The 16,137-nt window shown below is 58.3% G+C and carries 16 protein-coding genes and 2 pseudogenes; 12 read left to right on the top strand and 6 right to left on the bottom strand.

Going from position 1 to position 16,137, the window contains the following annotated elements:
- Nucleotides 1-17 precede the first annotated feature (17 nt).
- The 3 genes and pseudogenes from C6558_RS23500 (at nucleotide 18) to C6558_RS23490 (ending at nucleotide 1,675) form a co-directional block, all read left to right on the top strand.
- Nucleotides 18-248, top strand: a complete 231-nt coding sequence (locus C6558_RS23500) for a helix-turn-helix transcriptional regulator (RefSeq protein WP_082523522.1) — start codon at nucleotides 18-20, stop codon at nucleotides 246-248.
- Between the two features lie 736 nt (nucleotides 249-984).
- Nucleotides 985-1,280: pseudogene (locus C6558_RS23495) on the top strand (type II toxin-antitoxin system HigB family toxin).
- Nucleotides 1,280-1,675, top strand: coding sequence for a type II toxin-antitoxin system HigA family antitoxin (locus tag C6558_RS23490; protein WP_107027744.1), 396 nt, complete (start codon nucleotides 1,280-1,282; stop codon nucleotides 1,673-1,675). Before C6558_RS23495 ends, C6558_RS23490 begins: the two are co-directional and overlap by 1 nt.
- A 71-nt stretch (nucleotides 1,676-1,746) precedes the next feature.
- Here the strand turns inward: C6558_RS23490 and C6558_RS23485 are convergent, their stop codons facing one another.
- On the bottom strand, nucleotides 1,747-1,932 hold the full coding sequence (locus C6558_RS23485) for a WGR domain-containing protein (protein ID WP_107027743.1): 186 nt from the start codon (nucleotides 1,930-1,932) through the stop codon (nucleotides 1,747-1,749).
- Between the two features lie 274 nt (nucleotides 1,933-2,206).
- Between C6558_RS23485 and C6558_RS23480 the strand changes: the two genes are divergently transcribed.
- Nucleotides 2,207-3,136 (top strand): nucleotidyltransferase and HEPN domain-containing protein, encoded by a 930-nt coding sequence (locus tag C6558_RS23480; protein WP_107027816.1) that lies wholly within the window; start codon nucleotides 2,207-2,209, stop codon nucleotides 3,134-3,136.
- Nucleotides 3,137-3,670: 534 nt separating this feature from the next.
- Here the strand turns inward: C6558_RS23480 and C6558_RS23475 are convergent.
- The 3 genes from C6558_RS23475 to C6558_RS23465 form a co-directional block, all read right to left on the bottom strand.
- Nucleotides 3,671-5,005: a TadE/TadG family type IV pilus assembly protein gene (locus C6558_RS23475; protein WP_107027742.1), complete on the bottom strand. Its 1,335-nt coding sequence runs from the start codon at nucleotides 5,003-5,005 to the stop codon at nucleotides 3,671-3,673.
- A gap of 465 nt (nucleotides 5,006-5,470) precedes the next feature.
- Nucleotides 5,471-5,947 (bottom strand): YdeI/OmpD-associated family protein, encoded by a 477-nt coding sequence (locus tag C6558_RS23470; protein WP_107027741.1) that lies wholly within the window; start codon nucleotides 5,945-5,947, stop codon nucleotides 5,471-5,473.
- 28 nt (nucleotides 5,948-5,975) lie between these two features.
- Nucleotides 5,976-6,878, bottom strand: coding sequence for a GntR family transcriptional regulator (locus tag C6558_RS23465; protein WP_245449198.1), 903 nt, complete (start codon nucleotides 6,876-6,878; stop codon nucleotides 5,976-5,978).
- Nucleotides 6,879-6,890: 12 nt separating this feature from the next.
- Here C6558_RS23465 and C6558_RS23460 point away from each other — a divergent pair, with 12 nt between their 5' ends.
- The 7 genes from C6558_RS23460 (at nucleotide 6,891) to C6558_RS23430 (ending at nucleotide 13,978) form a co-directional block, all read left to right on the top strand.
- Nucleotides 6,891-8,276: a 6-phospho-beta-glucosidase gene (locus C6558_RS23460; protein ID WP_107027739.1), complete on the top strand. Its 1,386-nt coding sequence runs from the start codon at nucleotides 6,891-6,893 to the stop codon at nucleotides 8,274-8,276.
- Nucleotides 8,267-9,205, top strand: coding sequence for a carbohydrate kinase family protein (locus tag C6558_RS23455; protein ID WP_107027738.1), 939 nt, complete (start codon nucleotides 8,267-8,269; stop codon nucleotides 9,203-9,205). Before C6558_RS23460 ends, C6558_RS23455 begins: the two co-directional genes overlap by 10 nt.
- Before the next feature lie 36 nt (nucleotides 9,206-9,241).
- Nucleotides 9,242-10,384 (top strand): extracellular solute-binding protein, encoded by a 1,143-nt coding sequence (locus C6558_RS23450; protein ID WP_107027737.1) that lies wholly within the window; start codon nucleotides 9,242-9,244, stop codon nucleotides 10,382-10,384.
- A 17-nt stretch (nucleotides 10,385-10,401) separates the two neighbouring features.
- Nucleotides 10,402-11,256, top strand: a complete 855-nt coding sequence (locus tag C6558_RS23445) for an ABC transporter permease (RefSeq protein WP_245449197.1) — start codon at nucleotides 10,402-10,404, stop codon at nucleotides 11,254-11,256.
- Between the two features lie 35 nt (nucleotides 11,257-11,291).
- Nucleotides 11,292-12,062 (top strand): ABC transporter permease, encoded by a 771-nt coding sequence (locus tag C6558_RS23440; RefSeq protein WP_371412290.1) that lies wholly within the window; start codon nucleotides 11,292-11,294, stop codon nucleotides 12,060-12,062.
- A gap of 36 nt (nucleotides 12,063-12,098) precedes the next feature.
- Nucleotides 12,099-13,154 carry an ABC transporter ATP-binding protein gene (locus tag C6558_RS23435; protein ID WP_107027735.1) on the top strand — a complete coding sequence of 352 codons (1,056 nt, stop codon included), beginning with the start codon at nucleotides 12,099-12,101 and terminating at the stop codon, nucleotides 13,152-13,154.
- 101 nt (nucleotides 13,155-13,255) lie between these two features.
- A complete protein-coding gene (locus tag C6558_RS23430; RefSeq protein WP_158268949.1) occupies nucleotides 13,256-13,978 on the top strand; it encodes a glycerophosphodiester phosphodiesterase family protein in 723 nt (240 codons plus the stop codon).
- On the opposite strand, the gene C6558_RS23425 is transcribed toward C6558_RS23430, so the two are convergent.
- A complete protein-coding gene (locus tag C6558_RS23425; protein ID WP_107027733.1) occupies nucleotides 13,959-14,756 on the bottom strand; it encodes an inositol monophosphatase family protein in 798 nt (265 codons plus the stop codon). The genes C6558_RS23430 and C6558_RS23425 overlap by 20 nt on opposite strands.
- Before the next feature lie 134 nt (nucleotides 14,757-14,890).
- Between C6558_RS23425 and C6558_RS23420 the strand changes: the two are divergent.
- Nucleotides 14,891-15,124, top strand: a pseudogene (locus tag C6558_RS23420) (XRE family transcriptional regulator); the annotation flags it as partial.
- A gap of 10 nt (nucleotides 15,125-15,134) precedes the next feature.
- Here the strand turns inward: C6558_RS23420 and C6558_RS23415 are convergent.
- Nucleotides 15,135-16,070: a LysR family transcriptional regulator gene (locus C6558_RS23415; protein WP_107027732.1), complete on the bottom strand. Its 936-nt coding sequence runs from the start codon at nucleotides 16,068-16,070 to the stop codon at nucleotides 15,135-15,137.
- Nucleotides 16,071-16,137 lie beyond the last annotated feature (67 nt).

Genomic DNA, 16,137 nt, shown 5'->3' with positions numbered 1-16,137 from the left:
CACAACCGTGTTGTGAAATGAACGCTATCCAGTGCAGGCTTGCCCGCGTTGCATTAGGCTGGGGAGTGCGGGAACTGGCTGTCGCGGCAAATGTTTCAACCCAGACAATTAGCCGTTTGGAGAGAGGTGACCAGCTGCGAAGCGGCACTGTTGACGGCATAAGACATGTGCTTGAAGATGCCGGCATCGAGTTCATCCCAGAAAATGGTGGTGGCGTCGGCGTTCGCTTTTCCAAACCAAGAGATTGAACTAACGGCATCCACGCATGCGCCCTGCATCGTCTCAATGAGGATCCAACGGCCGCCAGAGACGGTATAGCCATATCGCAGGTTTCGGTGGTCAGGTCGGGCAGGTGAGGGCAGGGCGCTTTTCAATTGGAGCGGCTTGCCGGGCCTAGGCTTCCCGGATCCCGGCGTTGGCCGTCGCGATGCTGATCCTCCGAGACGAGGCTTTTTAACCGGTCAAACCGCGCGCGAACTGGCTCTGTCAGCTGCGCGGCCTGCGCCTGGTACGCTCATTCTTGCTGGTGGCTCGAAGCCGACTAGCTTTTTCGGCCAGATATGCGCGGGGAGCGCCACCACTCGAACCCAAAGTGCCGCTCTCGTGTTTTAGCGCGGCGGATTGCTCCCATTGAGCAGCGTCGCCCGGATCATGTCAGCCTTCGAAAGTGGGATGGATCGGACAACTGCAGGTGCCGCTGCCTTTCGGGCTTCATCGGGTTTTCTCAGGCTTTCAATTTTTTGCTCGGCCGCCAGCCTGTCTGTGTGCGACATTGGGCTAATCACTGTGCCGTTTATATCGTGCGGGCGGAGCCTGGTCGCGCAGTCGCCAGATGGTATCTCTTTGAATGGAGAAAGGGCCCGGTCGCTCGGCGCAGGGTCGAGGCGCTAAAGGAGCGCATTGATCGCCCGGGCTTTCGTCACGAAGGAGTTGGGCATTGACAAATTTGTAGACTTGTTCCCAATATGGGAATATATGTGCGGCATGCAAGTCATAGCGAAGTCCACGTTGAGAGCCTTCTGGGGAAGGCATCCCCAAGCGGAAGTACCCCTGAAGACCTGATACGCAATGGTGAGCAGCGCGGCTGGACGGAGCCGGCGGATGTGAAGACGATGTTCGGTGCCAACATCGACTTTGTCAGCGATAATCGCATCATATTCGACATTTCCGGCAACAAGTATCGCCTGATCGTCCACGTTGCCTATCCATATAAGCGGGTGCTGATCAAGTTTGTTGGCACCCACAAAGAGTACGATCAGATCAACCCGGAGACGGTGTAATGGACAACATTCGAGCCATCAGGAATGATGATGACCTTGCATGGGCTATTGCAGAGGTCTCGGCATATTTCGAGAACCAGCCGGAACTCGGGACTGAGGAGGCTGACCGCTTCGACGTTCTATCGGCCCTCATCGCGGCATATGAAGACGCGCACTACCCGATCGAGGCACCTGAACCCGTTGAGCTAATCAAGGCTCACATGGAAATGTTTGGCCGCACTCAGGCCGACCTTGCCGTGATTTTGGGTTCGCGCTCTCGAGCTTCTGAAGTTCTTAATAAAAGGCGCGCTCTGACCGTGGAGATGATCCACCGGCTGCATAAAGCGTGGAATATTCCCTCTGACCACCTTGTGGAACCGTATCATCTTGTTGGCCGCGAAAGAGAGGTAGCCTGACAAGGCGCGCCTGAAAATGCTCATCCAGCGTACTCAGGAATAGGCAAAGCGACGCCTTGGATGACCCTATATTAGTCGCCACACAGCGCCGATTTTGCAAGGCTTGTTGTGGACACGTAGCCCTTCGCGGTCTGCTGATGGGCGAATATGTGCAGGAGCGCCACTGCCTCAGTCGCGGACGCGAAATGGTGGCTTAGTTGCTGGCCAAGCGTTCCGATACGCCCCCGAGACCGAATGAGGCAAATTTCACCAAACAGGTTTCTAAAATCTCATAATGTATCGGAACACGCGGGTGAGTATATGTGCTGACTGCCGATTGTGAAACTAATGCGAAGGAATCATTACGGTTGCTTCGTTGAATTCGCTGGTACCTTTGGGCAAAGTATCACCGACGCGACCGACCGATCCCCACGTGAAGGACTGACGTTTGTTTATTAAGGCGGGAACTCGACCCGTCTGGGTTGCGCACGACGTTTGACCTAAAATCGGGCGGGCCTATCGCCCGCGAAGCGAAAGTTCTTGCCGACAATGATGAAATTCAGCCTCCATCACCTGCCTGATGCCAAGAGGCGGGAACTCGCGCGTGCGGTCGAAATCCTGCGCGAGGAGTTCGAGGATTCGTTGAAAGGGGGCACGGCCGAATTTAAGAAAAAGGGGCGGATCCTCAAGGTCATTCTGTTTGGTTCGTACGCCCGCGGCGATTGGGTCGATGAGGAGCACATCGGCAAGGGCTATCGCTCCGATTTCGACCTGCTGGTGATCGTCAACAATCGCAAGCTGACGGATTTCACCGCATACTGGAACAACGCTGCTGACCGACTTCTGAACGACCGCATCCTGAAGCGCATGCAGGTGTCCTTCATCGTGCATTCTCGCCGTGAGGTGAACGAGGAGCTCAGGCGCGGAAAGGACTTCTTCTGCGACATTCGCCGGCAAGGCATTCTGCTTTACGAGCTCGATAGCGAGCCGCTGGTGGAACCGAGGCCAATCAGCCTTGAACAGCAGTTCAAGATCGCACGCGAACATTATGAAAGCCGACTTCCGCATGCCGCTGGCTTCCTCGACACCGCGCAATATTCACTCAGCAAGGGCCGCGCCAACGAAGCGGCGTTTCTTATTCATCAGGCAATCGAGCACGCCTACTCAACTGTGCTTCTTGTTCTAAAGAATTATGGTCCACCAACCCACAACCTGCGTTCCCTGCGCGGTTTTGCCGAAGATCTGGACCGGCGGCTCGCAGACGCCTGGCCACAAGACCGGCAGCGCTATTCGGCCTGGTTCAATACAATCAATGAGGCCTATGTGAAGGCGCGGTACTCCAAGCATTACCAGATAAGCGAAGAGGCGCTTTCTTTCCTGATTGAGCGTACGCAGGTTCTTCACGCGCTGGTAAAAACGGTCTGCGAAAACCATCTAATCACGCTGGCCGGCGAAATCGCCGAGGAAAAGTCAGGGCGATGATCTGGTGTCGGCTATTGGGTCTGGAAGCAGACGTTCACGTTTGACATGAAGGGCGGCCGCAGGTGGGTGAACCCGGACGTGGGTGTCCCCTCCAGGGAAAGGTTATGCCTCGGGGTCGTGGCAAACCACTTCGATGTTGTGCCCGCCCGGACCAATGACATGTCTCTCAGCCATAATGGCAAGAACCCCCTCGAGCAACTGCGGCTGTCGCCAAAGGGGAGACAATTCCGACGCCGAACTCCAAACGAAGAAAGACGTTTGCGTTCTCGTTCAAAGGCCTCTCAGTCTTCCAATCAAGGACGGGAGACACTTTCAGTTGCCCCAAGCCGACAGAGGCGGCTGTCCATCGCCAACTGTGTGAACTCGCGGCGGGGATGCCGTGACATGCTCGAGCGGTAGCGATCTCACGTATTTGGTAGAATTAACCGGGTGGCAGACGGGTGCCCTCCTAGCCTCACCGCTAGACCGAACATCAAGGCTGTCGGAGCGGGCGCCCGAGGGAGCGTTGCTCCTGGTTGCAAATCATTTGGCTTACTATCGGGCCAGACGGATCGCACCCGGATTGTTAATGGTGTTGTTCGCGAGCGCCGCTTTGCAATCCAGCTTGAAGCTGCTGTTGCCGATCATGGTGATCTCCTGCGCGACGATGCGTACGCATTCGCCGCCGGTGGAGCCATTGCCGGCATACTGGATCTCACGTGACGCCGGCATATAGATGATGCCCGCAAGCGACGAGGCGCTGTTGCCGTTGATCACGGCCGTCGCCGTGTTGTTCCTGGCGGCAACGATCGAGAAACCTGCCCAGTCACCGGTCAGCGACGGCGTGATCTTGAAGGTCGAGCCGCCGTGAATGTCGAGTTGGGCACCGTTCATCAGGAAGAAGGTGACGCCATTACCCGTGAGCACCGACTGGCTGGCAAGTTTCAGAGTGCCGCCATCGATGATGTAGGAGCCCGGCCGCAGAAGAACCGCGCCCTTGATCTCCAAGCCGCCGTAGGTGCCGGGCTTCAGTTCGACAGTGTAGCCGGCGGGTGCGTTGTTCGGTGTCTTGCTCGTACCGTTACAGTCGCCATTGCCGCCACCGCCGGCCACGAAGTTCTGTCCGCATCCGGAGAGGTTCACCCAGTTCCCGGTCGTCGGCATTTTCTTGAACCGGAAGGGGTCCGGGATCGGTGGAACACCTTCCACCGCCTTGCCGCAGGCGAGCTCGAGATGGGCAAGCGTCGCCGAAACCTTGCCCGTTGCATAAAGACACTCTGCCTTGAGAGTGGCCGACCCACTGAGATAGATCGACTGTGCGTCGCTCGAATCCGACGTGATGGTACAGCCGGAGGTATCGACAGTGGCACTGCCGCTCACTTCGAACGCCCGGGATGCGGTCGGGTGGAGTGCCAGAATGCAGGCTTCCCGCCCCGGCATGCGCGCCGCGACGCTTTCGCGATCGATCGTATAGGGTTGGAGTCCCCAGAACAGCGGAGCGTATTTGAGCTCATAGGTCGTCGTCGCCGTGCTTTCGACGCCGAGGGTGCCAAAAGTAACCTTGATCGCCTGCGTTGCCACCGGCGTCGAACTGCCCAACCCGATCTCGTCGATAATCTCCGGTGTGCCGAAATTGGCGAAGAAGATGTTGTTCGCCAGGTCCTTCGCTTTGGCTTCATCCTCCCGTTCGCCATAGGACTTGACCGCGGAAAAGGCGGCCGCATCGAGCGCGTCCTGCATCTTGGCGGATTCGAGATTGATGCGGGCGAGATTGATGGCGATGGAAGCGCCCGTGAACAACGGGATTATTAAGAGAGCAGTCATGACGGCAAAGTTGCCGTTTTCGTCCTTAAGGATGCGGACGAGGTTGTTCTTCAGATCGCTTGGCATCTTGTTTGTGGCCCCCTCAACAGATCACGACGACTTCGGAGCCAGGTGGCCAAAAAGCAACAGAGGTAATCGATTCCAATGAGTTGGAGTTAGATGCGGCCAGCTGGCTACGTCCCCTCCCTACGCTCCAAAACAGGATTGCTAATTTAGCTATCAAGCGTAGAGAAATAGCTTCAGAAATTGTTAAACTTTGTGGCATCCGGCGCTGTGCGGGGGAATCCACAGCGGAAACGGGCGGGTGCCTGCCCGTGCTGCCGCTCTGGGTATCGTTGGGGCCGCTCTGCGGCGGTGTTTGTTTCCGATGTGTGCGTCTGGGATCGCATAGTGTATCGCCGGGAACTGGCTATGAAGTCTACGGCGGGCGGCGGGACGCCACGCTATCCGTGGCCGGCAAGCTCAGCCTGCCGGTCGAGCGCGACCTGTTTTTCACGCCTGATCGATTGTCCATGCACTCATCGCGCGCGCTTATTTCAGATTATCGACCAGTTTGCGAATGCGGCGTTCCCGAACTTCTGAGGTCTTGGCCTCGTGGATCGCGTTGACGTGCTTTTGCCGCAGCCCAAAAGGCAGGCGGTCAAAAGCCATTCGGGCTTGCGGAGAGTTATTGAGCGCCTCGGCGAGCTCTGCGGGTTCGGCGACCTCCCTGGGCTCCTCGTCGAGCTCGACTTCGATTTCGACTATATCGCCTTCGCTGATCCTGGCGGCGGCGCGATGGGCAGCGCTGATCCCTATCAGCCGCTGCCCCCGCATGGCCGCCACCCGCGTGCGCCAACTCAAGCCATTGATTGTCACAGTCACCGGTGGGCGACCTCCAGGACCCAGCTCTTTCATTACTGCATCGGGGACCTCGACACCTGTCGCATTGCCGGAAGGGACAACCTTCGCCTGGAACGTCGCTGCTCCCCTGCCTGCATTTTTGTTCTGATTGTCGCTAGATGACATCGTCCAAATCCAATGCTGCTGCGCGTACCTATTCGCCCTGTTGAATGCTCAGGGGATAGCGCTTGGGATGGTGCACAGAGGTTGATATGTTGATAGGTCGGTTTTCGGCGTTGAACGCGATCTGATCCAACGTCAGCACCGCGGTCTTTTGTTCCAGTTTGAGCAATGCAATCTCGTCTTCATCAGGATAGCGCGCACTGATTGTTGTCTGTCCACGCACGGGGCGCAGGCCGTAACGCTCGCGCAATTCAGCGTAGAGCGAACGGTTTCCAGTCGACCAGTCCAAATCCAGCAGGCCCGGGCATGCGACGGGCTGCAGCCAGTCATACTGTATGACCACCGGCACGTCGTCGAGCGTGCGAAGGCGTTTCAACAACACGACGTCAGCCGCTTCTGGCAGGTAGAGCGCGCGTGAAATCTCCGGCGGAGCGGCATAGATCTTGGCTTCCAGCAGGCGGCTGCCGGGCATCATGCCCTTGGCGATCGCGTTGGCAGTAAAGCTCGTCAGCAAGTGCAGCTCGAACGGTTCACTTCTTTCGGCGACGTAGAAGCCCTTGCCTGGCTGGCTTTGCAGATGGCCCTCCTGAACGAGTTCCACAAGCGCCTGTCTGATTGTAATGCGGCTGACATCATATGCCTGTACCAGCTCGCGCTCGGACGGAAGTTTGGAATGTGCGGGGATCGTGCCATCACGCGTCAGATCCAGGATGTTCTGCTTGACCTGCCTGTAGAGAGGTTGCTGATCATCGCGATCCAGCGGCTTCAGCCGGGCGCGTTCCGCCAACGGATTGCTTCGAACTGTCGGCTTTTTTGCGGGCATCTTTTCCGTACCGTTTGTGACGATTCCAGTGCTGCACGAAATATGGTGGCAAGGCAACGGTATATCTTGACATGTCTGGATATGACCAGTTACGACTGCATTAATAGACAACTGAGGTATCCGATGAAGCTCACTCTGATTGGCGGCGGCGGCGTAAGAGCACCCCTATTCGTGGCTTCGGCTCTTCGCAGGGCCGAACGCAGTGGGCTTACCGAAATCTGCTTGCACGACGTCGATCAATCGAAGCTCGAGATCTTCGGTGGGCTTGCCCGCGAGATTGCTCTCAGGATGCAGTCGCCTGTCCGCATTTCCGCCACCGTGACTGCCGAGAAAGCCCTTGAGGGCGCACGTTACGTGGTCACTACTGTTCGGCCTGGCGGCGAGGACGGACGGGTCAAGGACGAGCGGATTGCCTTGTCCCACGGCGTTCTCGGCCAGGAGACTACCGGACCCGGTGGTTTTGCCATGGCGTTGCGCAGCATTCCCGTCATCACGGAATATGCTCGGCTGTTGAAAGAGGTCAGTCCGGATGCCTGGCTCTTCAACTTCACCAACCCGGCGGGCCTGGTGGCCCAGGCTTTGAGCGACGCAGGCTTCGATCGTGTCGTCGGCATCTGTGATGGTGCCAATGCGGCCCAGGAAGCGGTGGCGCAGAAGCTCGGTGTTGCCGTCAGGGACGTGCAGACCGAAGTCTTCGGTCTCAATCACCTGTCGTTTACGCGGTCGGCGGTCGTTGGAGGGCGCGAGGTTCTACAAGAGCTGCTGGATGACGATGCGTTTCTTGCCGAAACGGCGCAGCGCATTTTTGATCCATCGATTATCCGGCGGCATCGCCTGTGGCTCAACGAGTATCTCTACTACTTCTACTACGCCGAAAAGGCACTTGGAGACATCCAGGCCGATGCGCGCACCCGTGGCGAGGAGGTGCGCGATCTCAATCGAACATTGATTGCTGAACTCTCCGCCATTGGCGTCGAGCGCGATGCGGATGCTGCCCTTTCGGCCTACTTCGCCTATGAGCAGCGCCGCGAGGCGACCTACATGCACTACGCGCGGCCCGAAGCGCCGAGCATGGAAGATGCCGACAGGGCCATCCGCGCGGTCAGTGCGCATGCCGCGGACGGTGTCGGCGAGGGCTATGCCGGTGTTGCGCTCAACATCATTGATGCGATGGAATCGGGAGCCGAGTGCCACATCGGATTGAACGTGCGCAACGGGGACGCTATCGACGGCCTTCGTCCCGATGACGTCGTCGAAGTGAGCTGCGTCGTCGGCCGCGATGGGATCAAGGCGAAAAAGATCGGAGCGATGCCGGAGGCGCAAGCGCAGCTCGTGCACAACATCAAGCGTTACGAGCGGCTCGCAGTCAGAGCAATTGCGGAGCGGCGGAAGGATCTCGCCGTAGAGGCGCTTGTGGCGCATCCGCTTGTGTTGTCCTACTCGCGCGCGGAGCCGTTGGTCGAGCAATACATCGCTGCACATCAACCCTTTGCCGGGGAATGGCGCTGATGCTCTCAAAGCGGTGCAGGGCCTCCCCTTACGACGTGGTGCTCGCCGGCGAGTATTACTACGACCTGATTTTTTCCGATCTTGGCGAGATGCCAAGGCTCGGTGCTGACGTGTGGTCGGAGGATTTCGATGCGGTCCCGGGTGCCAGTTACACGACGGCGCGCGCGTTTTCCTTGCTCGGTGTGAAGGTCGGCTGGTGGTGTGAGACCGGGACTGATCTTTTCAGCCAGTTGATGATCGCAGCCGCGACACGGGACGCAATCGACACTTCCCTGTTCCAGCGCCGCGAAGAGGCAAGAATCCGCCTGAGCGCTGCCTTCTCCATGGCACACGACCGCGGGTTCATAAGTCACTTCCAAGGGGTCGAGACGCTTCCGTCAAAGGCTGAGATCGAACGGCTCGGGCCGCGTGTCCTCATCGTGCAAGGGCTCACCTGCCGGAACGATTTGGCCGACTTGTTCGCGTTTTCCCGTTCCATCGGCGTCTTTTGCTGCCTGGATTGCCAGCATGTCGGTGAGGACATCGCAGACGGCAATCTCGCTGAGATCTTGCTCCACACCGATTGCTTTATCTGCAATGAGACCGAAGCAAAGCGGCTGACAGGTGGTGAGAGCCATGATGGGGCGCTTCTCGCCCTTGCTCGATATTGCCCGACCGTCGTGATCAAGAGGGGAGCCAACGGAACGGCTGCACTCCACGCTGGTCAGGTCATCGAAATTGGCGCACCGCAAGTCCAGGTCGTCGATACGACCGGGGCAGGCGACAGTTTTAACGCCGGCTTTGTCTACGGCCTGTTGCAGGGCTGGGCCATCGAGAAAGCACTTCGGGCAGCGGTTGCCTGCGGGTCGGCCTCGGTGACGGCGCATGGCGGCAAGGCACTGCCTCGAGAGAGTGAGCTTCTTCAAAGCATGGCAGAAGCCACCTGGTAGAGAACGACACATCAAACGCAACGTGGGAGCATGCATATGAAACGTCGGGAATTCCTTGCATCCGCAGCGGCAGCTGCTACGGCAATTGCCATCAGCCCCAGGGTAGCCTTTAGCGCTGACGGGGCGGTCGAAGTGATCGTGGGGAGCGATCAGAACGTGGCGGATTTCTGGTCCAATGTCGTCGTTCCGGCCCTGCAGCAAGAACTCCCAGACCTCGTCGTCAACGTGACTGTGTCTGACGGAAACTCGGGCATGATGGCCCTGGCCGACCGAGCTCTTGCGGCGCTGAAGACAAAGAGCGATCCGCAGGTCGATGTGATGGAGGCCTTCAATCCACGCAATACGGTCGGTGCGATCGATGCCGGTCTCTGGCTCGATTTTTCCAAGGCATCGATGAGCAACTATTCGAAGCTCAACAAGCTTGCGATCGATACGAATTTCGGCCTGCCATACCGTGGGTCACAGGTGGTTCTGGCCTATGACTCCACCAAGGTGCAGACGCCGCCAAAGACCTGGGAGGAACTGACGGCCTGGATCAAGGCAACGCCCGGCCAGTTCATCTACAATCGTCCGGACAAGGGCGGATCCGGCGGCAATTTCGTGCGGCGCGCGATCCACGAAGCCAACGGACGAGACCCGTCTGCATTCACGGCAGCCAATTTCAGCAAGGAAAAAGCCGACGCGATGCTGCCGCCGGCCTGGGAGATCCTGAGGGATCTCGCACCTTCGCTCTACCAGGGCGGATCCTACACGGCCGGCAACACGCCGTCGCTGCAATTGCTTGTATCGGGTGTCGTCTCGATGGTGCCAACCTGGTCGGATCAGGCCCTGTCCGGCCTGAAATCGGGTGAGCTACCGTCTCATATCAAGCTCGCGCAACTGCAGGATCTGGCATTCGTTGGCGGGTTTGCCTATTGCACCATTCCGACCAATGCCACGAACATCGAGGCGGCGACCAAACTCGCAAACGTCCTCATTTCGCCCGCCGTCCAGGAACAGATCGTCGATCAGATCGCCGGGTTCCCGTCGATCGAATGGTCCTATCTTTCGGACGAAATCCGCACCGCAAATGCCGACATCATTCCGAAGTCGATACCTGCCTTCCCCGACGGCGAGTGGGAAGCCGCCGTCAATGACGGCTGGTATCGCAACGTCGCGCCCGCGATCGCGCGAAACTAAGAGATCGGAGCGCTGGTTTGGGAAGCGAAGGCAACTCTACACGAAACCTGAAAGGACTGCTGCTAATCGGTCCGCCGCTTGCAGTCATGGTCTGCCTGCTGCTTTATCCCGCTGGCGTTTCTGTCCTGCAAACACTCCAGGAGACCGCAGCCGACGGCTCCGTCTCCTGGAGCCTTGCTCGATATCATCGGTTCTTCACTGATCCCTACAGTGTTGCCAACTATGTTCGCACCGTGTGGACGACGGTGGTGACGTTGGTTCTGTTGATCGCCATTTGTCTGCCGATCGCCATCTATCTGCATTTCACCCGCAGCCGCTTGGCCGCCGTCGTTCAAGCCCTGGCGCTTTTTCCGATGTTCGTGCCGGGTATCATCGTCGCCTATGCGCTCATTCGATACATCGGCCCGAACGGCTTGCTCCAGTCGCTGCTAGAGGTCGTCGGCTTCAGATCCTATAACTCGCCATATCTGACTCCGTGGGGGCCGGTCATCGGCTTGGTCTGGGACCATATGCCCTTGACCTTGCTTATCCTGACCGCGGGGATGGCCAAGGTGTCACAGGAGGCGATCGAGGCCGCGCGCGATGTCGGAGCCGGGTATGTCGTCATCTTCCATCGCATCATTCTGCCGCTCATGGTCGACTCGCTTCTGGTCGTGGTCGCCTTGAACGTCATCAGCCTCTTCGGCTCGTTCGTTATCCCCTACATGCTGGGACCGGCGTCTCCGGAGATGATGGGCCCTTACATGCTGAGGACATTTTCGGAAGTCCGTCAGCCCGATTTTGCCGCAGCGCAGGCGGTGATCACTTTCCTGACCTGCTCCGTGTTTGGCATCCTCTATGTCGTCATGCTGACGAGAAAGCAGGACGTATGAAGATCCGCGCCAGTACCATCGTCGGCATCGTCATCATGCTTGTCCTCATTGCCTATGTGGTGATGCCCATCGCGACGGTCTTTCTCTGGGCTTTTGCCGAGAAATGGACCTACCCGGCGCTGCTTCCGACCGAATGGGGCTTGCGCTACTGGCACACGACCCTGGCGCGGGCCGACGTTCTGTCGGCCTTGCGCCTGTCACTTGCCCTTTCGGTCACTGTGACGCTTCTGTCGGCGGTGATCTGTCTGCCGGCGGCCTATGCCTTCGCACGGATGGAGTTCGTCGGGCGCCGGACCTTCATGATGTCGTTCCTCGCAATCAACGCCTTTCCCCGATTCGGGCTCATCGTGATGATCGCGACGCTGTTCCTGAGCCTGCGCCTGGTGGGCACGTTCTGGGGCATCGTCCTGGTGCAGTTGCTGAATACCATGCTGATCATGATCTGGCTCCCGTCGGCGGCATTCCGCGGCGTCGACCGCCGGTTAGAGGAAGCCGCGCGTGATGTGGGGGCCGGGCCCGTGCGGACATTCATACGCATCACCATTCCCCAAGCCGCCCCCGCTATCGGGGCAGCGATGCTGCTCACATTTGTTTCGACCTTTTACGAGACAGAAGGCGCATGGCTGGTCGGCGCTCCCAAGCTGCGCACGATGCCAATGGTGATGCTGCAGATGATTACCGGGCAGATCGTGGTGCAATATGGGGCCGTCCTCTCGGTTCTGCTTTGGGTGCCATCGTTCATCGCATTGTTGTTTGCTCGCCGTGTCCTGGCGTCGAACCAGTTTGCAAAAGGATTTGGCGCATGACGCCGCACGCACGCGTGTTGTCGGAGTTCTGTTGAAATGGCGAAATTGGAACTGAAGGGAATCGAGAAGCGCTACGGCAACATGGCCGCAGTCCGCGACATCTCTCTCGAAATAGCATCGGGGGAACTGGTCTGCCTGCTCGGACCGTCGGGATCGGGCAAGTCGACGCTCCTGCGGATCATGGGAGGCTTCGAAAAGCCCACGGCAGGTAGCGTTCTCATCGATGGTATCGACGTAACGGCGAGCGCGCCGGAAAGCCGCCCGACCGGGATGGTCTTTCAAAGCCACGCGCTCTGGACGCATATGAACGTCTTTGAAAACATCGCGTTCGGGTTGAAGCTCAGAAAGATGAGCCGAACGGAAATTGCCCGCAAGGTCGATGCAGCGCTCGATCTGGTCGGTCTCAGCGGCTATGGCAAGCGCAGTCCGCTGCGTCTTTCGGGCGGCCAGCAGCAACGCGTTGCCATCGCGCGATGCATCGTTCTTGAGCCCAAGATACTGCTGATGGACGAACCTTTCGCCAGCCTCGACCAACATCTCAGGGAGAGGCTGCGCGAGGAAGTGCGCAACATTCAGCGCGAGCTTGGCATCACCACCGTCTTCGTAACCCACGGGCAGGACGAGGCGCTTGCGATAGCGGATCGGGTCGTTGTGATGTCGGTTGGAAAGATCAACCAAGTCGGTGGACCAGCCGATATCTACGCACAGCCGCAGGACAGGTTTGTCGCCGGCTTCATCGGCGCGATGAACCTGATCGACGGGCGTGTTTCGTCCGGGGTGATGGATGCTGCCGGTTTCAGAGTAAAAGTACCATTGCCGGATGGTGAGGCAACGCTTGCTGTTCGGCCGGAGAAGCTGGCGATCGCTGCCCAAGGTGGACACACTTCGGCATCGGCGAAGATTACCAGGGTGGTCCATTTCGGAGCTTACCGCACCGTCGAGGCGACAACCGACGGCGTCAACCGCGTGAAGATACATGCCGACACGGAGACGGTACTCGAACCGGGGCAGGAAATATTCCTTGATCCCGTTCATTTCTCCGTCTTCAAGGACGGGCACGACGTCTTTCGTTCGGTCTCAGTCTCCAGATGAGTTTGCGTCCCTCCCTCAAGTGGCATCGCTTGCGCCAGGTCCGATCCGACTGTGCGTTCGGTCTCACCAGCATGTTGCAGGGGTGGGCATGCGGCGCATCGATGGAAGTGGATCTGCGCGCCCTTGGCGACGGCGATTTCGTCTGTCTGCACGATGCGACAGTCGATCGGGAAACGAGTGCTGCTGGTCCGGTGCGGGATTTCACGTCGTCGGATGTCAGGTCAATGATAATGCGCACCGATGATGGCCATCTGACCGACCTGCAACCCATGCTGCTTGGCGATCTTGCCGCGGCGATGGACGGTGACGCGGTTCACCCGGACGCTTTGATGCAGCTGGATTTCAAGGACGACATCGGGGCGCTTTCTGCCGGCCATCGTCAGCATTTCCATGCATGTCTCGCATCCTGTGCAGATCGCTTTATCCTTTCCGGAGATGACCCGGCAGGACTGCTCAGCCTTGGCGCTGGCCTACCGGGGCTCAAGATCGGTTACGACCCTTGCCGCGACGACACGCTGACAAGGCTCCGCCGAACCGGCGCTTTTGAGGCCTTCGCCGGCGATGCCGTCCATACAGTGCCGTTTGCGGCATATGTCTATCTCGAATACCCGATCATACTTGCCGGCCTCGATGCCGGCGTGAACGTCGTCTCGATTTTTCATTCGGTGGGGATGAAGGTCGACGCATATACACTCAATGCCGACCACCACGGGGTCGAGGAGACATTGTGCCGGCTGGTACAAGCAGGCGTTGATCAAATCACGACGGACGAGCCGCTTGTTCTTGAAAACATGCTAGACCGGCTTATTCCGCAAATAGGCTGAGCAGCCAGCGCTGAAGTGCCGGCACGCTGGCGAGAACTGCGCCATTGCCATTCTGCTCGTTTCCCTGGAAGTCGGTAACCACGCCTCCGCACTCCCTGACCAGCAGTGCAGACGCGAGATAGTCGAGCGTGTCGAGCCCATCTTCGAAACAAGCGTGGTGCCGCCCGGCTGCGACATAGGCAACGGAAAGCGCAGCGGAACCAAGCCGCCTGGTGACGGCCGCCCGGTCGATCACCGCGCGCAGGGCGGTGTGATAGCGCTCAACCGATATCCCCTGGACCTGTCCGGGGATGGGAAGTCCGACACCGACAACGGATCGCTCCGGCAACACATCGCCGCAAACGGGCAGCCGCTTGCCGTTCAGATATGCGCCTCTACCTGTCTCCGCGACAAACATTTCGTCACGGATTGGGTCGAAGACGACGCCAGCCGTTACTCGGCCGTCTTCCAGATGCGAAATGACCTGCGCAAAGAATGGAATATGGAACGCGAAGTTCGACGTCCCGTCGATCGGGTCAATGATGAATGTCCGCCGGCCGTCTCCAGCCCGGTCGCTTGTCTTTTCCTCGCCGACAATCCCCGCGTCCGGGCATTTCTCATTGAGCACAGCTGCAATCGCGCGTTCGGTCGCGATGTCGGCCGCCAGCTGATAGTCCCGGGGCGCTTTCTCGACCATGCCGATGGTCTCGTTCGCAGCGTAGTATTTTAGAGCGATGGCACCGCCAGCGCGCGCCGCATCTATCATCGCTGATGCTACGTCGCTCGGCTGAAATGACATGGATCGCCTTTCCAAAGTGGGTTTACATCGGACTGGTCATAACAGGTCATTTCCAGCTGAGCAAGCTATTGATCGGTTTGGCCGCCAGGTGGGCTTGCGCACAGCTTCGACTGGCTTGCTCGCCAGAAGCTGTGGGCGCCAAACGCGGCTTCCGCTTTCCGGCATGGCAACTCGACCGGGTTGGACGGCCCTATGCTGCGCTCCCGAAGTTGCATGCGATTCTGGGCAGCTCATGGGCGGTTTACCGTTTCCTAATTACGCCGCATGGCGCTCTGGATGAGCGGACGGGGCTCGATGTGCTGAAACGCGGCCATGACGACGACATCCTTGCAGCGGCCGAAAGCGTTGCCCGCGGTGATTTTCGCTAAATGGCTGCAATCAAGCCGCCGGCGGGTTTTGAGAATTTTCCGTGGGGGCAATCGAAGGTTTGAGGTATTCGAGTAGCAGTTTGGCCGGCAGCGGTAATTTATGATCGCGTCGATACATAAGACCAAACGGTACGACATGGCTTGTAACATCAGGCATGATACGCACCATCTCGTTGAGATCTTCCCATGTCTTTGCGTAATGGTCCGGAAGGTATCCGATATATTTCCCGCTCAGTATCAACATCGCTGCGGCCTCCATCGAGTGCACAATTGCTGCCGTTTCGAAATTGGGGATGAAGGCGGGCTGTAAGGATTCCCGGAGATAACCCCGCGAGACAAACCCGAACTTGTCGTCTTGATTGAATATCTTATCCTTCTGCGTTTTCTTGTCGGCCAGAGCATGCTGCGCGGAGCAGAACAAGGTCATCCTCTCGTGAAAGGCTTCCTTGATGACGACGGATTCCGAGGCGATGGAAGTGGGGCCGACGATGAAGTCCACATCCCCGTTGGCCAGACTGCTCTTCAGCTTGTCGGGCGAAAGAACGTCGATCCTTATAAGTATGTCGTCGTCGATTAATCCCAGTTTATGAATAGCGCGTTGCAGTTTGAATTGGTGCTCCGAGATTAGCCCGTCAACGATTCCAAGCGACAATTCGCGGCCGATCCGTTTCTTCGTCAGCCATGTTTTACTGCGGAACTCGTCTATCGACTCGAAAAGTTCGGTGATGGATGAATAAAGCTCCGTACCGCCCGGTGTCAGTCTGAACCCGGATCGCCCTCGGTGGCAAACCTTGAATCCAACTCTTTTCTCCAGGTTTGCAAGGTGCGTGCTGATGTTGGAAAGGCTCATATCGAGAATCGGTTGGGATGCGGATAGTCCTCCGCAGTCGACTACCGTCCTGAAAACGGTGAAGAGGCGAAGGTCAAAATCTGAAACAGCTCGCACGCATACACCCCAGGCAGTGTTGTCGCAATCGGCAATGAATAGACAAGAATACCCCTAGTCGATGATC

It is taken from the genome of Ensifer sp. NM-2, assembly GCF_003024455.1.
GTDB lineage: Bacteria > Pseudomonadota > Alphaproteobacteria > Rhizobiales > Rhizobiaceae > Ensifer > Ensifer canadensis.
Note: the sequence above shows the minus strand (reverse complement) of the source record. Positions and strands in the feature narration are given on the sequence as shown.

Coding starts and splice junctions, on each gene's coding strand:
- C6558_RS23500 (WP_082523522.1), top strand. CDS start 18: ATGAACGCTATCCAGTGCAGGCTTGCCCGCGTTGCATTAGGCTGGGGA.
- C6558_RS23490 (WP_107027744.1), top strand. CDS start 1,280: ATGGACAACATTCGAGCCATCAGGAATGATGATGACCTTGCATGGGCT.
- C6558_RS23480 (WP_107027816.1), top strand. CDS start 2,207: ATGAAATTCAGCCTCCATCACCTGCCTGATGCCAAGAGGCGGGAACTC.
- C6558_RS23475 (WP_107027742.1), bottom strand. CDS start 5,005: ATGCCAAGCGATCTGAAGAACAACCTCGTCCGCATCCTTAAGGACGAA.
- C6558_RS23470 (WP_107027741.1), bottom strand. CDS start 5,947: ATGTCATCTAGCGACAATCAGAACAAAAATGCAGGCAGGGGAGCAGCG.
- C6558_RS23460 (WP_107027739.1), top strand. CDS start 6,891: ATGAAGCTCACTCTGATTGGCGGCGGCGGCGTAAGAGCACCCCTATTC.
- C6558_RS23455 (WP_107027738.1), top strand. CDS start 8,267: ATGGCGCTGATGCTCTCAAAGCGGTGCAGGGCCTCCCCTTACGACGTG.
- C6558_RS23450 (WP_107027737.1), top strand. CDS start 9,242: ATGAAACGTCGGGAATTCCTTGCATCCGCAGCGGCAGCTGCTACGGCA.
- C6558_RS23440 (WP_371412290.1), top strand. CDS start 11,292: ATGCTTGTCCTCATTGCCTATGTGGTGATGCCCATCGCGACGGTCTTT.
- C6558_RS23435 (WP_107027735.1), top strand. CDS start 12,099: ATGGCGAAATTGGAACTGAAGGGAATCGAGAAGCGCTACGGCAACATG.
- C6558_RS23430 (WP_158268949.1), top strand. CDS start 13,256: ATGGAAGTGGATCTGCGCGCCCTTGGCGACGGCGATTTCGTCTGTCTG.
- C6558_RS23425 (WP_107027733.1), bottom strand. CDS start 14,756: ATGTCATTTCAGCCGAGCGACGTAGCATCAGCGATGATAGATGCGGCG.